Annotated in this window: 17 protein-coding genes; 14 read left to right on the plus strand and 3 right to left on the minus strand. The window is 38.2% G+C overall.

Annotated elements, in window-relative coordinates:
• The first annotated feature begins 14 nt into the window (after window positions 1-14).
• Window positions 15-869: an SDR family oxidoreductase gene (locus tag V6Z54_RS05335; RefSeq protein ID WP_039176481.1), complete on the plus strand. Its 855-nt coding sequence runs from the start codon at window positions 15-17 to the stop codon at window positions 867-869.
• Window positions 870-952: 83 nt separating this feature from the next.
• Entirely contained in the window at window positions 953-2,506 is a 1,554-nt protein-coding gene (locus V6Z54_RS05340) for an MFS transporter (RefSeq protein ID WP_269103824.1), read from the plus strand.
• 142 nt (window positions 2,507-2,648) lie between these two features.
• On the opposite strand, the gene V6Z54_RS05345 is transcribed toward V6Z54_RS05340, so the two are convergent.
• Window positions 2,649-4,082, minus strand: coding sequence for an amino acid permease (locus V6Z54_RS05345; protein WP_269103825.1), 1,434 nt, complete (start codon window positions 4,080-4,082; stop codon window positions 2,649-2,651).
• Between the two features lie 314 nt (window positions 4,083-4,396).
• On the opposite strand from V6Z54_RS05345, the gene tcyA reads away from it, so the two are divergent.
• The 6 genes from tcyA (at window position 4,397) to V6Z54_RS05375 (ending at window position 8,898) form a co-directional block, all read left to right on the plus strand.
• The gene (tcyA, locus tag V6Z54_RS05350; protein WP_039176473.1) at window positions 4,397-5,212 is read left to right on the plus strand and encodes a cystine ABC transporter substrate-binding lipoprotein TcyA; all 816 of its coding nucleotides are present in this window, start codon (window positions 4,397-4,399) and stop codon (window positions 5,210-5,212) included.
• Window positions 5,199-5,891: an amino acid ABC transporter permease gene (locus tag V6Z54_RS05355; protein WP_024424286.1), complete on the plus strand. Its 693-nt coding sequence runs from the start codon at window positions 5,199-5,201 to the stop codon at window positions 5,889-5,891. Before tcyA ends, V6Z54_RS05355 begins: the two co-directional genes overlap by 14 nt.
• A 12-nt stretch (window positions 5,892-5,903) precedes the next feature.
• Window positions 5,904-6,647, plus strand: coding sequence for an amino acid ABC transporter ATP-binding protein (locus V6Z54_RS05360; RefSeq protein WP_041089051.1), 744 nt, complete (start codon window positions 5,904-5,906; stop codon window positions 6,645-6,647).
• A 144-nt stretch (window positions 6,648-6,791) separates the two neighbouring features.
• Window positions 6,792-7,436: a YitT family protein gene (locus V6Z54_RS05365; protein WP_041089049.1), complete on the plus strand. Its 645-nt coding sequence runs from the start codon at window positions 6,792-6,794 to the stop codon at window positions 7,434-7,436.
• A gap of 84 nt (window positions 7,437-7,520) precedes the next feature.
• Window positions 7,521-8,111, plus strand: coding sequence for a hypothetical protein (locus tag V6Z54_RS05370; RefSeq protein WP_126682196.1), 591 nt, complete (start codon window positions 7,521-7,523; stop codon window positions 8,109-8,111).
• A 94-nt stretch (window positions 8,112-8,205) separates the two neighbouring features.
• A complete protein-coding gene (locus V6Z54_RS05375; RefSeq protein ID WP_269103826.1) occupies window positions 8,206-8,898 on the plus strand; it encodes a 4'-phosphopantetheinyl transferase superfamily protein in 693 nt (230 codons plus the stop codon).
• On the opposite strand, the gene V6Z54_RS05380 is transcribed toward V6Z54_RS05375, so the two are convergent.
• Entirely contained in the window at window positions 8,895-10,232 is a 1,338-nt protein-coding gene (locus V6Z54_RS05380) for a PLP-dependent aminotransferase family protein (RefSeq protein WP_338527786.1), read from the minus strand. The two genes, V6Z54_RS05375 and V6Z54_RS05380, sit on opposite strands and share 4 nt — an antisense overlap.
• Window positions 10,233-10,362: 130 nt before the next feature.
• Between V6Z54_RS05380 and V6Z54_RS05385 the strand changes: the two genes are divergently transcribed.
• The 6 genes from V6Z54_RS05385 to V6Z54_RS05410 all read left to right on the plus strand — a co-directional run bounded on the left by V6Z54_RS05385 (window position 10,363) and on the right by V6Z54_RS05410 (window position 15,121).
• On the plus strand, window positions 10,363-11,277 hold the full coding sequence (locus V6Z54_RS05385; RefSeq protein WP_269103828.1) for a DMT family transporter: 915 nt from the start codon (window positions 10,363-10,365) through the stop codon (window positions 11,275-11,277).
• A 316-nt stretch (window positions 11,278-11,593) separates the two neighbouring features.
• On the plus strand, window positions 11,594-11,887 hold the full coding sequence (locus V6Z54_RS05390) for a hypothetical protein (RefSeq protein WP_269103829.1): 294 nt from the start codon (window positions 11,594-11,596) through the stop codon (window positions 11,885-11,887).
• Window positions 11,888-11,951: 64 nt separating this feature from the next.
• Complete coding sequence (locus tag V6Z54_RS05395) at window positions 11,952-13,376, plus strand: hypothetical protein (protein WP_041089039.1); 1,425 nt, start codon at window positions 11,952-11,954, stop codon at window positions 13,374-13,376.
• Window positions 13,377-13,384: 8 nt separating this feature from the next.
• Entirely contained in the window at window positions 13,385-14,074 is a 690-nt protein-coding gene (locus V6Z54_RS05400; protein ID WP_073979275.1) for an ABC transporter ATP-binding protein, read from the plus strand.
• Window positions 14,031-14,561 (plus strand): stage II sporulation protein M, encoded by a 531-nt coding sequence (locus tag V6Z54_RS05405; RefSeq protein WP_338527787.1) that lies wholly within the window; start codon window positions 14,031-14,033, stop codon window positions 14,559-14,561. Before V6Z54_RS05400 ends, V6Z54_RS05405 begins: the two co-directional genes overlap by 44 nt.
• 20 nt (window positions 14,562-14,581) lie before the next feature.
• On the plus strand, window positions 14,582-15,121 hold the full coding sequence (locus tag V6Z54_RS05410; RefSeq protein WP_075610865.1) for a hypothetical protein: 540 nt from the start codon (window positions 14,582-14,584) through the stop codon (window positions 15,119-15,121).
• A gap of 30 nt (window positions 15,122-15,151) precedes the next feature.
• On the opposite strand, the gene V6Z54_RS05415 is transcribed toward V6Z54_RS05410, so the two are convergent.
• On the minus strand, window positions 15,152-15,892 hold the full coding sequence (locus V6Z54_RS05415; protein WP_338527788.1) for an alpha/beta fold hydrolase: 741 nt from the start codon (window positions 15,890-15,892) through the stop codon (window positions 15,152-15,154).
• Window position 15,893 lies beyond the last annotated feature (1 nt).

Below are 15,893 nucleotides of genomic sequence, written 5' to 3' on the forward strand. Positions count from 1 at the left end.
AAGGAGGAAGCTACATGGTAAACATACAAGAAAATAAAAATTTAGCTGGTAAAGTAGCTGTCATAACAGGAGGAAGTGGCGTACTTTGCAGCGCCATGGCAAAGGAACTTGCTAGACATGGCGTGTCTGTGGCCATTTTAAATAGAACAGTCGAAAAGGGTGAAAAGGTAGCCGAAGAAATTAACCTTATGGGCGGGAAAGCGATTGCGATTAAATGTGATGTTCTGAATAAAGAGAGTGTTGAACAAGCCGAGAAGATTGTAACAGAGGAATTAGGCAATTGTACAATATTGATCAATGGAGCTGGTGGTAACCACTCCAGTGCAAATACAACCAATGAAATATTTCAAACAGACGACCTTACTAATCCTAAGGTAAATACTTTTTTTCATTTAAGTACAGATAGTGTACAAAATGTATTTGATTTAAATTTTATGGGGACTTTCATTCCTACACAAATTTTCACTAAAAATATGGTTCATCGAAAGGGAGCAGTTGTCATCAACATGTCATCTATGAGTGCCCCTTCTCCAATGACCAAAGTGCCTGCTTATAGCGCGGCAAAAGCAGCAATTGAAAATTTCACCAAATGGTTAGCTGTTCATATGGCCGAGGCAGGAATTAGAGTAAATGCCATTGCACCGGGCTTCTTTTTAACCTCACAAAATAAAAACCTTCTCCTAACTGAAGAAGGAGATTATACAGAGAGGTCTCATAAGATTATTTCGAACACACCAATGAGAAGGTTTGGTACGCCGGAAGATCTTCTTGGTACCCTATTATGGCTTGTTGATGATCATATGTCAGCATTTGTTACCGGCGTGACAATTCCTGTTGATGGAGGTTTTATGGCGTATTCAGGTGTTTAATATTATTATTTTTTTCCTTGTCATACATCTTTATTTTATATGTTTTTTAAATTTATAAGTAGGCTTGGAAAGGAGAAATAAGAATGCAGACTGAGAACAGGAAACTAACACTCAAAAATTATATTGGTTATGGAACAATGGATTTATTTGGAGGGGGAGCATTCGCTATCATAGGCGCATGGATGTTATATTTTTTCATTACATACTGTGGTCTTACCCCTGTTGAAGCAGGATCTATTATTGCAATTGCTCGTATTATTGATGCGATAGCAAGCCCAATTATGGGCCATATTACTGACAATTTTGGTCGTACAAAACTTGGGAAAAAATTTGGAAGACGCAGGTTCTTTTTACTAGTTGGAAGCCCTTTGATGGTTATTTATTCTCTTCTTTGGATTTCTGATATGAATTACTGGTACTATTTAACGGTTTATATTTTGTTAGAATTCCTTGCAGCAATGGTATTAATTCCATTTGAAACACTTGGAGCTGAAATGACGAATGATTTTAATGCACGGACCAAGCTCTCAACAATAAGATTAATCTATTCAGGACTAGGAACATTTTTAGCTACCTTTATTCCAGGCAGATTATTCGAAATATTCGGAAAAGATTCACCTCAAGTTTTTCTTTACAATGGAATTATCTTCACCTTTATTTTTATGGCTGCATTATTAATTACACATAGAACGACATGGGAACGTAAAATAGAAGAAGACATGATAGAACCTGATGGTGTAGAAAAAGCACCTGCTATAGAATCCATAAAAAAAGTCATCATTGACTTAACATCTACTTTTAGAATTAGAAGTTTCCGTCAGCACCTCACGATGTATATTTGTTCGTTTACTGCCATGGATATTTTAAACGCAGTCTTTGTCTACTTTGTTGTTTTTTCTTTAAATAAAGATGCAGTGCTTGCAGCCGATTTATTATCTATTGGTTCATTACTTCAAATGGTATGTACCATATTGTTTGGTTGGCTCGTGATTAAAATAGGTCCTGCGCCATCTTTGAAAATATCTTATACTGCTATTATTACATGTATCAGTGGTTATATATTTTTATACTTCACACAACCAGCTTATATGATTATAGCGCTGTATGCTTTCTCTGTTATCTTAGGCATCGGAAAGAGTGGATTATATTATATACCATGGAATATTTACACTTTCATTCCTGATGTAGATGAAATGGTCACTCGTAAAAGAAGAGAAGGAATATTTGCAGGTATTATGACTTTTACACGCAAGAGTACTACAGCTTTAGCCACATTCTTGGTGGGAGTTATTTTACAGGAAAGTGGATTCGTTGCAAGTGCGACGACACAGTCTACGACAGCAATAAATGGGATTGTAGGTATTCTGTTTTTCGGAACTGTAGGGCTAGTCGGGATTAGTTTAGTTATTTCATTTAAATTTAAATTATCTAAGAAAACGCATTCCATTATGATTAATGAAATTAATAGGTTAAAGAATAATGGTTCAATGGAACAGGCTGATGATGAAACAAGAAGTGTTTTGAAAGCGCTAACAGGATGGGATTACGAGAAGCTTTGGGGTAATAATAACGTAGGATATCAGAATAAGCTCCAACATTTTGAACAACAAGATTTTAAACAGCAGGATATGAACTAACTTTTGTTGTTAGTTGAGAACTACAGCTCAGTTAAATAGTACTTCTATTGATATGAGAAGTTCCAGAATCACTTCAAAAAAAACACCTTCAGATTGATATCAGAGGTGTTTTTAAATATCTTAAATTTAATGTTTTTTGATTTTAAAACCGGATCTCGTCATCTCCATGGATTTGCAGCTTCAGCGGCTCACTTTGTGCCTGATGCTTTTTCACATAGCGATGATAGACAACATATCCAATGATCATGAGCGGTACGCCGACATATAGCCCGATGCGCTGCTCTTGATCAAAGGCAAGGCTGACCAACACGATGGTATTCAGTGTGATCGCAATGATTGGCAGCACCGGATAAAGAGGCGTTTTAAATTTTAAGTTTTCCAGCTCTCCGCCTGCTTTCAAATATTTTCTACGGAAAAGAAGCTGTGATAATGTAATCGTGATCCAGCCTGTCTGGGCACTCATTCCGGCAATGGACACGATCCAGGCAAATACCGTTTTCTCTGCAAAAAAACCAGATAACAGCGAAATCCCTGTAAACAGGAAGGTGAGCAGTAAGGCATTCATCGGTATGCCGCGCTGATTGACGCGTCTAAATGCTTTTCCTGCCATTCCTTCCTTCGATAAGGAATACAGCATTCTCGTCGATGCATACAAGCCAGAGTTCGCAACAGATAATAAAGCAATGATAATGACAAAGTTCATGATGTCTGCCGCAAAAGGAATGCCCGTTCTCTCAAACACAGTAACAAATGGGCTTTGCAGCACACTGGCTTCCTTCCAAGGCACCATACCGGCTAAGACGAAAATAGATAAGACGAAAAAGACAAGTGTACGCCATACGGTTTGATGAATCGAACGGGGAACGGTTTTCTCGGGGTTTTCACTTTCTCCTGCCGCAATACCGATCAGCTCTGTTCCCTGAAACGAAAAATTCACCGTAATCATCGTGACCACAACGGCCAGCAGGCCATTTGGAAACAGCCCATCATTCACAAAATGGCTGAAGTAAGGGGCGGGTTCACCGCTCGTTGTATCAATAAACCCAAACATCGCCGCTCCGCCTACGCCAATAAAGAGTAAAATGGCAATAATCTTAATGGTAGAAAAGAAAAATTCCGACTCCCCGAACGCTTTTGCTGACCGGGCATTTAATAAGAAAAGACAGAGTCCGAATATGAGACACCAAATCCACACATCTACTTGCGGCAGCCAGCGCCTCATCAGCTGTCCTGCTGATAAGAACTCAAGGGCGACCGTTGCCGCCCAGCCGAGCCAATAAATCCAGCCGACAGCAAAACCCGCTGCCGGGCTGACAAATTTCGTCGCATACGTATGAAACGACCCCGACACAGGAAGTGCAACCGACAGCTCCCCAAGACACAGCATGGTTAAATACATGATCAATCCGCCCACAATATATGAAAGAACGGCTCCGACTGGCCCTGCTTGTCCAATCGTATAGCCCGTTCCTAAGAAAAAGCCTGTCCCAATGACACCGCCAAGTGAAATCATAAATAAATGGCGGGAGGTCATCGCCCTTTTCAATTGATCAGGCTGATTTTGTCCAACATCCACAATGATGCCCTCCTTCTTCTAAGATGCTCTGTTATCAAAACATGTCTCCATGTGATTCATTCCATTTTCAAAACAACCTACTAATTATACATCTTTTATAATAAATATGCTTCCTCCTATGGTCACTGTCTCAAAGTCTTTATTTTAGTAATGTTCGCACAAATAAACTGAATGACTTTTTAGGTTTGAAAGAAATGGGTTGCGGGCATAAAGTTGGTGAGATTCGCTCAAGCTAGTTTCAAATGCTTTACTTTTAGGTTGCTTCTCTGTAAGATCATATGTTGTAAATACCAACAAGAAAAGTGGGGAATAAAATGAAAAAAATGTTCTTTGCCATTATTTTAGGCGCTTGTGTTGCATTGATCACGGCATGTGGATCTGGTGCAAGCGACAACGCGAATAAACAATCTGGGTCTAAGGAATCAGGAGACCTTTGGAAATCCATTCAGGATAAAGGTGTATTAACCATTGGAACTGAGGGTACTTATGCTCCTTTCACTTTCCATGACAAAAAGACAGATAAATTAACTGGCTACGATGTAGAAGTCATTACTGAAGTAGCAAAACGCCTTGACTTAAAACCTGAATTCAAAGAAACACAATGGGACAGTATGTTTGCTGGACTGAATGCAAAACGTTTTGATGTGGTAGCGAACCAAGTTGGGAAAACTGGCCGTGAAAATCAATACGATTTCTCTGATAAATACACAACATCTCAAGCTATTGTTGTGACAAAATCAGATAACAACGACATCAAGAAACTATCTGATGTTAAAGGTAAAAAAGCAGCACAATCGTTAACAAGTAACTACAACAAACTAGCAACAGATGCTGGTGCTAAGATCGAAGGCGTCGAAGGTCTTGCGCAATCCATTCAATTGATTCAGCAAGGACGTGCTGATCTGACGTTTAATGACAAATTGGCTGTATTGAATTACTTGAAAACAAGCGGTAACAAAAACCTAAAAGTTGCATTTGAAACAGGAGATCCTCAAGAAACTTATTTCGCATTCAGAAAAGGCAGCGGCGAAGTCGTTGACAAAGTGAATGGCGCATTAAAAGAAATGAAAAAAGACGGTACACTCGCTAAGATTTCTAAGAAATGGTTTGGTGAAGATGTTACAAAATAACATCCTAGGAGTCGTCATTCCTTGGGATCTTCTTCAGCAATCTTTTTGGCCAATGGTGATGCAGGGGATTTATTATACAATTCCCCTCGCCATCATTGCCTTTATTATTGGTATTTTTATCGCGCTTGTGACAGCTCTTGCGAGAATGTCTAAAATTAAAGCCCTCAGATGGATTTTCTCCATCTATGTGTCGGCCGTTCGCGGAACGCCGCTTTTTGTGCAATTGTTTATTATTTTCTATTTCTTTCCGACATTTAATATCACACTGGATCCATATCCAAGTGCCATTATTGCTTTTTCCTTAAACGTAGGTGCGTATGCGTCGGAAATTATCCGTGCATCTGTCCTGTCTGTTCCAAAAGGACAATGGGAAGCTGGTTATTCAATCGGAATGACACATCGCAAAACGCTCGTCCGCGTGATTTTACCGCAGGCTGTGCGTGTATCGATTCCACCGCTGTCTAATTCATTCATTAGTTTGGTGAAGGATACATCCCTTGCCTCCCAAATTCTCGTGGCAGAGATGTTCCGTAAATCACAGGAAATTGCTGCGGCGAACTTGGATCAGATCTTGTTTATTTATATGGAAGCAGCCCTCATCTATTGGGTATTCTGCTTCATTCTATCGCTCGTTCAGCATCAAATTGAAAAACGACTTGATCGATATGTCGCAAGGTAAGGAGGGAACGACATGCTAACAGTCAAAGGTCTCAAGAAATCCTTTGGTGAAAATGAGATTTTAAAGTCGATTGATTTTTCGATCAACAAAGGGCAGGTTGTGGCCATTCTCGGTCCATCTGGTTCTGGGAAAACAACGATGCTTCGCTGTTTAAATGCACTTGAAATACCAAATGGCGGCTCCTTTACCTTCGATGATTTCTCGATTGATTTTTCGAAAAAAAATAAATCAGCTGATCTGCTGAAGCTACGCCGTAAATCAGGAATGGTGTTTCAGGATTATCACCTGTTTCCTCACCGTACAGTGCTTGAAAATGTAATGGAAGGTCCTGTCCAGGTGCAGCGCCGTCCAAAGGAAATGGTTCGAAAAGAAGCCATTCAGCTCTTGCAAAAGGTCGGTCTTGAGGATAAAAAAGACCTGTATCCATTTCAGCTCTCAGGCGGTCAAAAGCAGCGTGTCGGGATTGCCCGTGCACTTGCCATTCAGCCAGAGCTTATGCTTTTTGATGAACCTACCTCTGCGCTTGACCCTGAGCTTGTCGGGGAAGTTTTAAAGGTCATGAAGGATCTAGCGAAGGAAGGCTGGACCATGGCGGTTGTCACACATGAAATCAAGTTTGCCCAAGAAGTAGCAGACGAAGTGATTTTTATTGATGGCGGCGTCATCGTCGAACAAGGTCCTCCGGAAGAAATCTTCAAACGACCAAAGGAAGAACGGACAAAACAATTCTTAAACCGGATTTTGAATCCAGTATGATGAAAAAAGGCTGTTCTCACGTGGTGAGGACAGCCTTTTTTCATCTTTTTAAAAGTAAGCGATTACAATTGAGCAAAGCCATTTAAAGGGGTGTGAGAGTATGTTACGATGGAAATCGAGTGTTTAAGAAAGAAGGGAATGCTTTTGAAGCGGGAACATCTTTTACGTTGGTTTTTTTATTTTGTTGGATTGATCGTACTAGCTTTTGGACTATCGCTGACAGTGAAAGGGAAGATCCTTGGGATTGGTCCTTGGGACGCTTTCCACTACGGACTGTTTCAGCATTTTGGACTCACAATTGGGCAATGGTCCATTATCATCGGTGCACTTATTGTGACACTGACTTCTATTTTCACGAAATCATTTCCAAAGATCGGCGCTTTACTGAATATGGTGCTGATTGGTGTGTTTATTGATTTCTTTAATGCGATATTACCTGCACCACATGGGTATTTACCGGCTTTATATGTATTTATTACGGGTGTTGTAGTTTCTGGATACGGTGTTGGCATTTATGTCTCAGCCAATCTTGGCGCTGGGCCAAGGGATTCATTAATGCTGCTCATCTCAGCGAAAACGGGACTGAACGTACAGTGGGTTCGAAATGGCATTGAGTTAACAGTGCTTTTATTTGCATGGATGCTCGGCGGACCGATTGGCATTGGAACGATTTTGACTGCGATCTTCACAGGTCTTGTCCTTCGTTTTTCCTTGCCGCAATCGACACGACTCCTGCAGCTGCTCATTACAAAAACAGCAGAGAAACCTGTTCAAACCCTTACTAGATGAGAACAAGCCATTCTATAATCAGAATGGCTTTTCTTGTGTTAAAATAAAAAAACAGAATATTCACACATAGGAGTTGGAGATCTCATGCAGCTTTTCCACTATCATTACTGGACACCATTTGTTGAAGAGACAGAACAAGCGTATCGTTCGCTGGGCTTTGAGGTAAAAGGACGTTTCACAAAGGATGGTTCCTTTCATCCCCCGCTCACATGGGATGATTTTAGATATAAGCAGCCGACCTTTCGAATCATCGAAATGAGAAAAGGTCAGATCAATATCACATTCGGATATAGTAAAAAAGTCTTGTTTGATCACATCGGCTTTCTTGTCTCAAACGAAGAATATGATCAGCTGCTTGCACAAGCTAAAGAATTAAACTGGCCTGTCCAAGAAGGGGAACGGAGAACGTTTCTTTCGACACCTCTTCGTTTAAGGCTTGAATTACAGCGGCGTACAGATGTCATTGAAACTGGAAGCGATGCGCTGCATACTGTGACAATTGCTGCTGCTGATTTGTCGCAGACGCCTAAAGTCGATCAGCTGCTATCACCTTTGAATCAGCTCATTCACTGGCAAAGAGGAGAACGCCTTTCCCTGCTTGACGTGGTCATGACGGATATTGATAAAATGGAGACAATTGATCCGAATGGTGTACACATTATGAAACAGTCATAAAAGCAGCGAGGCTCGCTGTCTTTTTTACATTAATGGACCCTTTTGCACGTCACTCTCCAATGGTACAATGAATGTAAAAAATTAGAGGTTCGTTATGAAGATATTTGCTATCCAATTACAACACTTAGATGAAATCAATGCACAACAACAAATAGAACGTTTGAAGCTCTTTGTGTCATCTGAAAAGCGTGCAGCGGCTGATCGCTTTCGTTTTTTGATCGATGCCAGAAGAACCTTGTTAGGTGAGGTGCTGGTTCGTCAAACGATTCATGATATGTACGATCTGCCTATGGATCAGATCCTTTTTGAAACTGAGGGCAATGGCAAGCCTGTCGTCCGGCAGCTCCCTTCTTTTCATTTTAATCTATCTCATTCTGGCGATTGGGTCGTTTGCGCAGTAGATGATGCACCTGTTGGCATTGATATTGAGGAAATCAAACCTATTGATCTGGCGATTGCCAAGCGATTTTTTTCAGCGGATGAGTATCAGGATTTACTCTCACAGCCGGCAGGGCGGCAGGAAGCCTATTTCTTTCATCTATGGTCAATGAAGGAGGCTTTTATCAAACTGACTGGAAAAGGATTATCCTATGGTCTTTCGTCCTTTACAGCCCGTCTTTCAGAGAATGGACAGGCTGCGTTGACATTACCCGATCATGAAACGCCTTGCTTTGTTCAAACATATTCAATTGATCCTACCTACCAAATGGCGGTATGCACACGAAAGTCTGCTGCGGCTGATAGCGTTGAGAGACTCACTTGCAGTGATGTACTGTCCCGCCTTTAATAACGCGTGATTTGCTGAAATACCGTCTTTAATAGATCGACTCCGCGTGTGATCTGCTCTTCTTTCACCTGCCAGATGTTGAGCTGAAGAATCGGGTCCTTTTGAAAAGTCTGCAAGTAATGGCGGTCAATTGGTTGAATGGAAATAGATGCCTTTTTCAGCTGCTGAATGAGCTGGTTCATTGGAATCGACCGGTCGACACGTATATGTGTATGGGTAGCTGGCTCCTGTTCTCCCAGCTGATAAGCGCTCTGATCATTTTTTAAACTTGCCACGAGCTGCTTGGAGCGGTTTCGATAGCTCGCCCGCATTCTGTCTCTATGCCGCTCAAACATCCCGCTTTTTAAATATATTTCTAAAGCTGCCTGAGACAACATGGAGCTATCGATATCAATGAGCCGTTTGTGTTCGCTAAAAGGAGTAATCAGTTCTTCAGGTAAGACGACCGCTCCTGTTCGCAGCCCTGGAAAGATGATTTTCGAAAAACTTTTCAAATAAATAACCTTTCCTGCCTGATCATATGAATAAATAGGGTCTCTTTTTGTATCAAATTCTAAATCTGCTAAATAATCATCCTCAACAATGTAGACATCATATTTCTCTGCAAGGGCTGCTATCGCTCTTTTTTCTCGCTTTGATAAACTCGTTCCAAGCGGGTTTTGAAATCGTGGCATCGTATAGAAAAAACGAATCTCCTCTTCTCGAAAGATACGCTCTAATTCGATCAGATCGATCCCTTTTTCCGTCCGCTGAATCCCGAGCACAGGCAATTGATTTTTCTCTAAATATTGGAGATATAAGTGATAACCCGGCTGTTCGACTAGTATGGTTTGTTTTCCATTCGGAAAAGGGATAGTGCTTAAAATGGATAACGCGAGCTGAATACCAGAGGTCATGACGATCTGTTCTGGTTGAGCAAACACTTGATAATCCATTAATCGCTTTGAAATGACTGGCAGCAGAGATGGTAAACCGTTGGCTGTGCCGTAAATAAATAAGTCGTTTTGATACAAATCGATCGCTTGGTTGATGCAGTGCTGAAAATCGACATACGGAAACACAACGGGATCAGGTGCAGAGGAAGCAAAATCAATCCATGTGCCGTCCTGCTTACCTGCTGATTGCTTCGTTTTCACGACATAATAGCCGCTTCTTTCTACAGAATACAGCAGATGTTCACGCTCCAATGTGTCTAGCGCTTTGATGACAGTGCTTTTACTCACTGCATATTGAGCCGCTAAGTGGCGAATGGAGGGAATTTTCATTCCAGCGCTGTACTCCCCTGAATCCATTTTTTCTTTTAAACTCAAGACAAGCTGATCATATTTCCTCACGCCTTTTCCTCCTTGTACCGGTACAGATATCATGTTCTCTTATTGTACACGTTAGATGATCCGATTACGATAGAAGAACAGAACCGGTCAATTCATTTGAAGCATGCATGCTCATGTAAGGAGTCACGTTATGAATATTTCAAAACAAAAAGCGTATGCTGCCGCGATCGCATACGCCTCTATCATTGGTTTTTCCTTTTTGTTTGTCAAAATAGCATTAGAATCTGCAAATCCAATAGATTTATTGGCACACCGCTTTACAGTTTCCTTTGCAGCCGCTCTATTGCTGTATCCGTTTCTACGAAAGAAGAATCGCATATCCATTCAATGGCGTGATCTCATTTATATCGTACCGTTTTCCTTGCTTTATCCTGTTTTGTTCTTTGCTTTTCAAGTGTGGGGATTGATGTATACATCTTCTTCAGAGGCTGGCATCATTCAAGCAACGATTCCCATTTTAACGATGCTGCTGGCAGCCTGGTTTTTAAAGGAACGTGCGACATGGATACAAGTGCTGTTTACCCTTCTTTCTGTGTGCGGGGTGATGCTTCTCTTTGTCATGAAGGGAATTGATGTCCAGCATTCTCACTTCATCGGCTATGTGCTGATTTTACTTTCAGCCTTGTCATCCAGTGCATATAGTGTGTTTGCTAGAGTGATTACAAAACGATTCCATGTGATCGAACTCACCTTTGTGATGACCTTCTTTGGCTTTGTCTTTTTCAATGCCGCTGCGCTTATCCGGCATTCGATCAATGGCTCATTGCCGGAGTTTTTCAGCCCATTTACAGAAGCGTCCTTTGTATGGTCGATGCTCTTTTTAGGTATTCTTTCATCGCTTCTCACGGCGTATTTATCAAACTATGCACTCTCGCATCTAGAAGCGGCAAAGGTCAGCATCTTTAACAATTTATCCGCGTTTATCACGGTCGCCGCCGGGGTTCTCATTTTACACGAAACGATTGATTGGTATCATTTCCTCGGAGGGGTGCTGGTCATTGGCGGGGTGATTGGCGGGAATGTGGTAAAGAAACCGAATTCATAAGAAAAAGCGGCCTCTTTAAAGAGAGCCGCTTTCTTTTTTAATGTCTGATCAATTGTTGCTTGTCTTGTATTATCCTAAAAAGCTTCTTTTTTCGTCCGAATTAAATTTCAATAAATATATTTAGTGTTTTCACCTTGTATTTCATAGCTAGTTACTGAAGAAATGTCATTATCAATTAAAAAAACGATTTATATGCTAATAATTCTCTAGTAAATTCATTATCTTTCCTCACATTTTATCAAAAACCCATTTATTTAATATCCTTTTTTTGTATAATATGGGTATATAAGCAAGAGAGGAGGTGTTAATTAGGGATTTGAGTTTAAAAAATAGATTTTTTGCACTTGTAGGCTTGAGTCTTATTTTCACTCTAACTTTAACAACTATGATTTTATTGACTCTTGAACCAGTTACACCTTTTGCAAATCTAGTAGCAAACTATCCTCAAATACCTGGCTGGGCTATAACTTCTGTTAGTGCAATTCTAAATGCAGCAGGTACAGTGGGTGCTGTTGCTGCTGTCTTAGGTACTTTTGGACTTGGTGCTATTGCTTCTCTGGTCATTAGTTATGCTAGAAAATACGGAGTGAAATACGCTATTTCTTTCTAAAAAAGATTTAATAGAGAAGGTGTAACAGCCTTCTCTATACACCTTTAAAATGGAAGTGTTGTAAATGCATAAATATTTAACATATACAAAAATGTTGTTAATCAATGATCTAAGAAGACACCAACGAAATAATGCTCTCATTTTTGTGTTTTTTGCTTTCTTATACATAATAACACCGCTATTACTAGGTATATTAACTCCTTTTTTCGTTAAGGATTTAACAATAATCTATTTATCGCTGTTTATATTTATGTTTACAGTTAATATTGATAAAAGTTTGATGAGAATACTTTTCTCTACTGATAAAAAACAGATGGCTATTTTAAAAGTTCATCTAGATCAATATATCTTCGGCAAAGATATGAGTAAGTTTTTCAGTACTATTGTGGGTGTATTATTCTTCATTTTAGGGTCTTACTTAGCAAATTTAATTATAAATGGGTATGAGGGAGCTTTTACAATCGCTGCTTTGGCAGCCTCGTCTTTTATTTTAGGTTACTTACTTAGATTACATGTCTTGTTGCTACTTTCTAACCCAAAGTTTTTCTCAATTTCATCGAGTATTGGTTATATAACTACTGGCCTTATTGCACTGTGGGTTTTCACTGTATTTAGATTCAATTTATTAACAAATTCTTTATCTAGTTATTCAATATATTTTATTTTAACCTTCACATTTATTAGCTTATTGTTATTGATGAATTGGAAGAAAAATGTTCGTAATGTACCAATTTTTAATTCCCAAAAAGAATTAAAAGAAAAACGAAAAAGAACATCTAGAGAGTTTAATCATATTTTGTTTTATGAAATTACACTTCTCATGAGAAATCCTCCTATTCAATGGTCAGTATTATTATTTATATTAACAATATCTGGGGGGTTATTTGGTCTAATTCTTTATGGTGTTAATACAAATCAACTTGAAACATTGAATATAGAAAATGATTTTTTATTTATTTTTAGTGTGATTTTTCCAATGATTATTATATCGAACGCAATACAACCATATGTCTCTTTTGATATTGATGGCCCCATTCTTCCTTTAAAACAGAATCTACCTAACTTAGTGAAAAATAAAATTAAAAACAAGATTATTTTATCTATTATATTACACTTGTTTTTTTGTATTTTATATATCATTTTTTCAAGCTTTGTATTAAAACTAGATCAGCCTTTTTACGTGATGATTACTTTAATAAACACTTGCATTCTCGTCGGTATTTGTACTGTCGGTTCTACTGTTGTATTTCCTTATTTTAATTGGGAATTTGTTTATCAAGTTCCAAGTTCTCTTAGTAAATTGACTTTAAATATTTGTTATGGTTTCATTCTAGCTTTATCCGTGATTTCCTCATATAGCACAGTATATTTTATTTTAACAAATTCTGTTATGGCTGCTTGTTCATTCATCATTTTATTTTTAATGATTAAATTGTGGGATAGAACAATCAACAAAAATTATAAATCATTTAAAACATTATTTGAGTGAGGGATTGTATGTTATCAATTCATGGTCTAATAAAAGAGTACAAAGAGTCTAACTTTAAAGTTATGATCCCTGAGATGCATTTCCAAGAGGGTAGAATTATCGGACTATTAGGTAAAAATGGTGCTGGAAAAACGACTATTTTAGAAATGGTAGCTGGATTGATAAACCCTGATGAAGGTCAAATATTAATAAATCATAGTAAGCAAAATTTTTCTTCTGTCGGATATATGGAAGACGATCCAACTCTATTTGAGAACTTAACCTGTTTTGAACTTGTAAAATATCAATCTATGCTTGTAGAACAACCTTTAGAAAATGAACAAATCAAGGATTTATTGAGCAAATATGGATTAGAAGAACAAATTCACCGCCGTTCCTCTTCTCTTTCAAGAGGTATGAGACAAAGAATGTCTTTTATTTTAACAATATTACATCATCCAAACATTATTTTATTAGATGAGCCATTTACAGGTCTAGATCCTACAAACATGGCTGACATGAAAAAACATTTAAGAAGTTTCAGAGATGCCAACAAAATCATTTTGCTCTCCACACATATCATTCAATTTGCTGCAGACTTATGTGATGAAATCCTTTTTATTGATAATGGTAGTATCATTCACTCAGAAAAAAAATCTTCAGGAGTGACTTTTCATGAAGATCAACTCGAAAAGAAATTTTTTGAAAAATTATCTTAAAAATTTTTCAGTTTTTATCATATTTTTAGGAGGTTTTAGTTTAAGTATTTTTGCTTCAACATTTATAGATAGTATAGATTTGAAAAACAACATTGAGATTCATAGCTATCTAGAAATTTTTTTTAATAACCTTTTTGTGTCACTCCTAATATTAATATCTGGCATTGTTAGTTTAGGTTTGTTATCTAGCATTATTATTTTTCTAAATGGTTTTTTCTTAGGTGCATTTTTTATATCGTATACATATATATATGGAATTGATATAGCATTATACTATATTATTTTCCACGCTCCGATTGAAATTTTCGGTTTGTTTCTTTTTTATTTTGTCTCTTTTGATATATCAAGACAGATTATAGGATATATCATATCTAAAAACAAAATTTCATTTAAAACAAAAGGAAAAATCTATGCTAGTCAGCTTATAACCGGTGTTTTCTTATTATTTATTGCTTCGATGATTGAATTTTATTTTATAAAAATTTGATATTGTTAAAGGGTGCTATTATGAAAAAACACATTTTATTAGTATGTATGCTTTCTGGTATAATAGCTTTCATCCTTTCTATATTAAAAATGGATGAAATAAATAAAAATCTACTAGAGCTACAAATTGATGGGAATCAAGATGTAATTGAAGTTAGTAAGTGGATAGGTATTTCACTTGCTGTGATTGGAGAAATATTCAAGCCAATGATTGAAGTTTTATTTTTTTCATTAGTCATTTTTTTAAGTTTTATTATTTTCGGAATAAAAGATTCCTATAAAAATATTTTTAAAAAAGGGATATTAGCTTACTATTACATTTTATTAGGCAACTTGATTGTTATTATTTTATACCTATTAAAGGTATCTAATGCTGAACGCACGATTACACTTCCATTTTTATGGAACATCAACATTTTCGTTATAGTCGCATTTAGTGTGTGGTGCTATTCTCACTTAAAAGATCAAGAAAATAGAAGTTATAAATTTTACATCCCATTCGTTTTATTATTCTTATTTTCATTAGCTATATCAGCGTTTTCAAGTATTATTCCTCAGTAAAAAACGACCCTATTGATGGGTCGTTTTTTCTTAATTCTTGATCAATTGTTGCCTGGCTGCAAGCTCAATCACATGTCTCATCTGCTCTGCAAATGGCTCGGGATGTGTGTTGATGTACATGTGGCCTCCATCGAAATCGGTGCGTTCGATGGTTTTTGCCCATTTTAGCCAGCCGCTTGCATCCTTCATGCATTTCTCATCTTGCTTTCCATTGAATAAATAAACAGGTGTGTCGATGATCGATTGATCTGTGTGCTGAAAGGTTTCCAGCGCCCGATAGTCTGCACGCAATGATGGTGTAAAGTAATCCATCATTGGTTTGTTCTCTAATAATTCCTTTGGAATCCCTCCCATTTCGGCAATATGCTGTACAAATTCTTCATTGGATAAATGCGTCAGCATCTGCCGTTTTGTTTGCGGGGGCTGAATGGCTGAGATCACCACTGCTGCGGGATAAGCCCCTTCTTTTTCTAGCAGCTGAGTTAGTCTGTATACCACAAGTCCGCCCATTGAATGTCCGAACAGAATAAATGGACGGTTCAATTTGTTCGTGAGCCCTTCTTTATACAACTCTGCCAGCCTGTCAATGCTTGATTCAAGCGGCATGAGATTGGTGCCGTGCCCTGGAGGCTCTGCTGCTGTGACTTCGGCCATGTCTTTTAGCTGTTCAAAGAGTGGACGGTATGAGGCGGAATATCCGCCGGCAAAAGGAAAACATATAAGCTGAATGAGATCTGATTTTTTTTCAAAGGTTTTAAATAACTGATTCATA

The organism is Bacillus sp. MAG717A (assembly GCF_036884855.1).
GTDB lineage: Bacteria > Bacillota > Bacilli > Bacillales > Bacillaceae > Bacillus > Bacillus safensis.

Coding starts and splice junctions, on each gene's coding strand:
- V6Z54_RS05335 (WP_039176481.1), top strand. CDS start 15: ATGGTAAACATACAAGAAAATAAAAATTTAGCTGGTAAAGTAGCTGTC.
- V6Z54_RS05340 (WP_269103824.1), top strand. CDS start 953: ATGCAGACTGAGAACAGGAAACTAACACTCAAAAATTATATTGGTTAT.
- tcyA (WP_039176473.1), top strand. CDS start 4,397: ATGAAAAAAATGTTCTTTGCCATTATTTTAGGCGCTTGTGTTGCATTG.
- V6Z54_RS05355 (WP_024424286.1), top strand. CDS start 5,199: ATGTTACAAAATAACATCCTAGGAGTCGTCATTCCTTGGGATCTTCTT.
- V6Z54_RS05360 (WP_041089051.1), top strand. CDS start 5,904: ATGCTAACAGTCAAAGGTCTCAAGAAATCCTTTGGTGAAAATGAGATT.
- V6Z54_RS05370 (WP_126682196.1), top strand. CDS start 7,521: ATGCAGCTTTTCCACTATCATTACTGGACACCATTTGTTGAAGAGACA.
- V6Z54_RS05375 (WP_269103826.1), top strand. CDS start 8,206: ATGAAGATATTTGCTATCCAATTACAACACTTAGATGAAATCAATGCA.
- V6Z54_RS05385 (WP_269103828.1), top strand. CDS start 10,363: ATGAATATTTCAAAACAAAAAGCGTATGCTGCCGCGATCGCATACGCC.
- V6Z54_RS05395 (WP_041089039.1), top strand. CDS start 11,952: ATGCATAAATATTTAACATATACAAAAATGTTGTTAATCAATGATCTA.
- V6Z54_RS05400 (WP_073979275.1), top strand. CDS start 13,385: ATGTTATCAATTCATGGTCTAATAAAAGAGTACAAAGAGTCTAACTTT.
- V6Z54_RS05405 (WP_338527787.1), top strand. CDS start 14,031: ATGAAGATCAACTCGAAAAGAAATTTTTTGAAAAATTATCTTAAAAAT.
- V6Z54_RS05410 (WP_075610865.1), top strand. CDS start 14,582: ATGAAAAAACACATTTTATTAGTATGTATGCTTTCTGGTATAATAGCT.
- V6Z54_RS05415 (WP_338527788.1), bottom strand. CDS start 15,892: ATGAATCAGTTATTTAAAACCTTTGAAAAAAAATCAGATCTCATTCAG.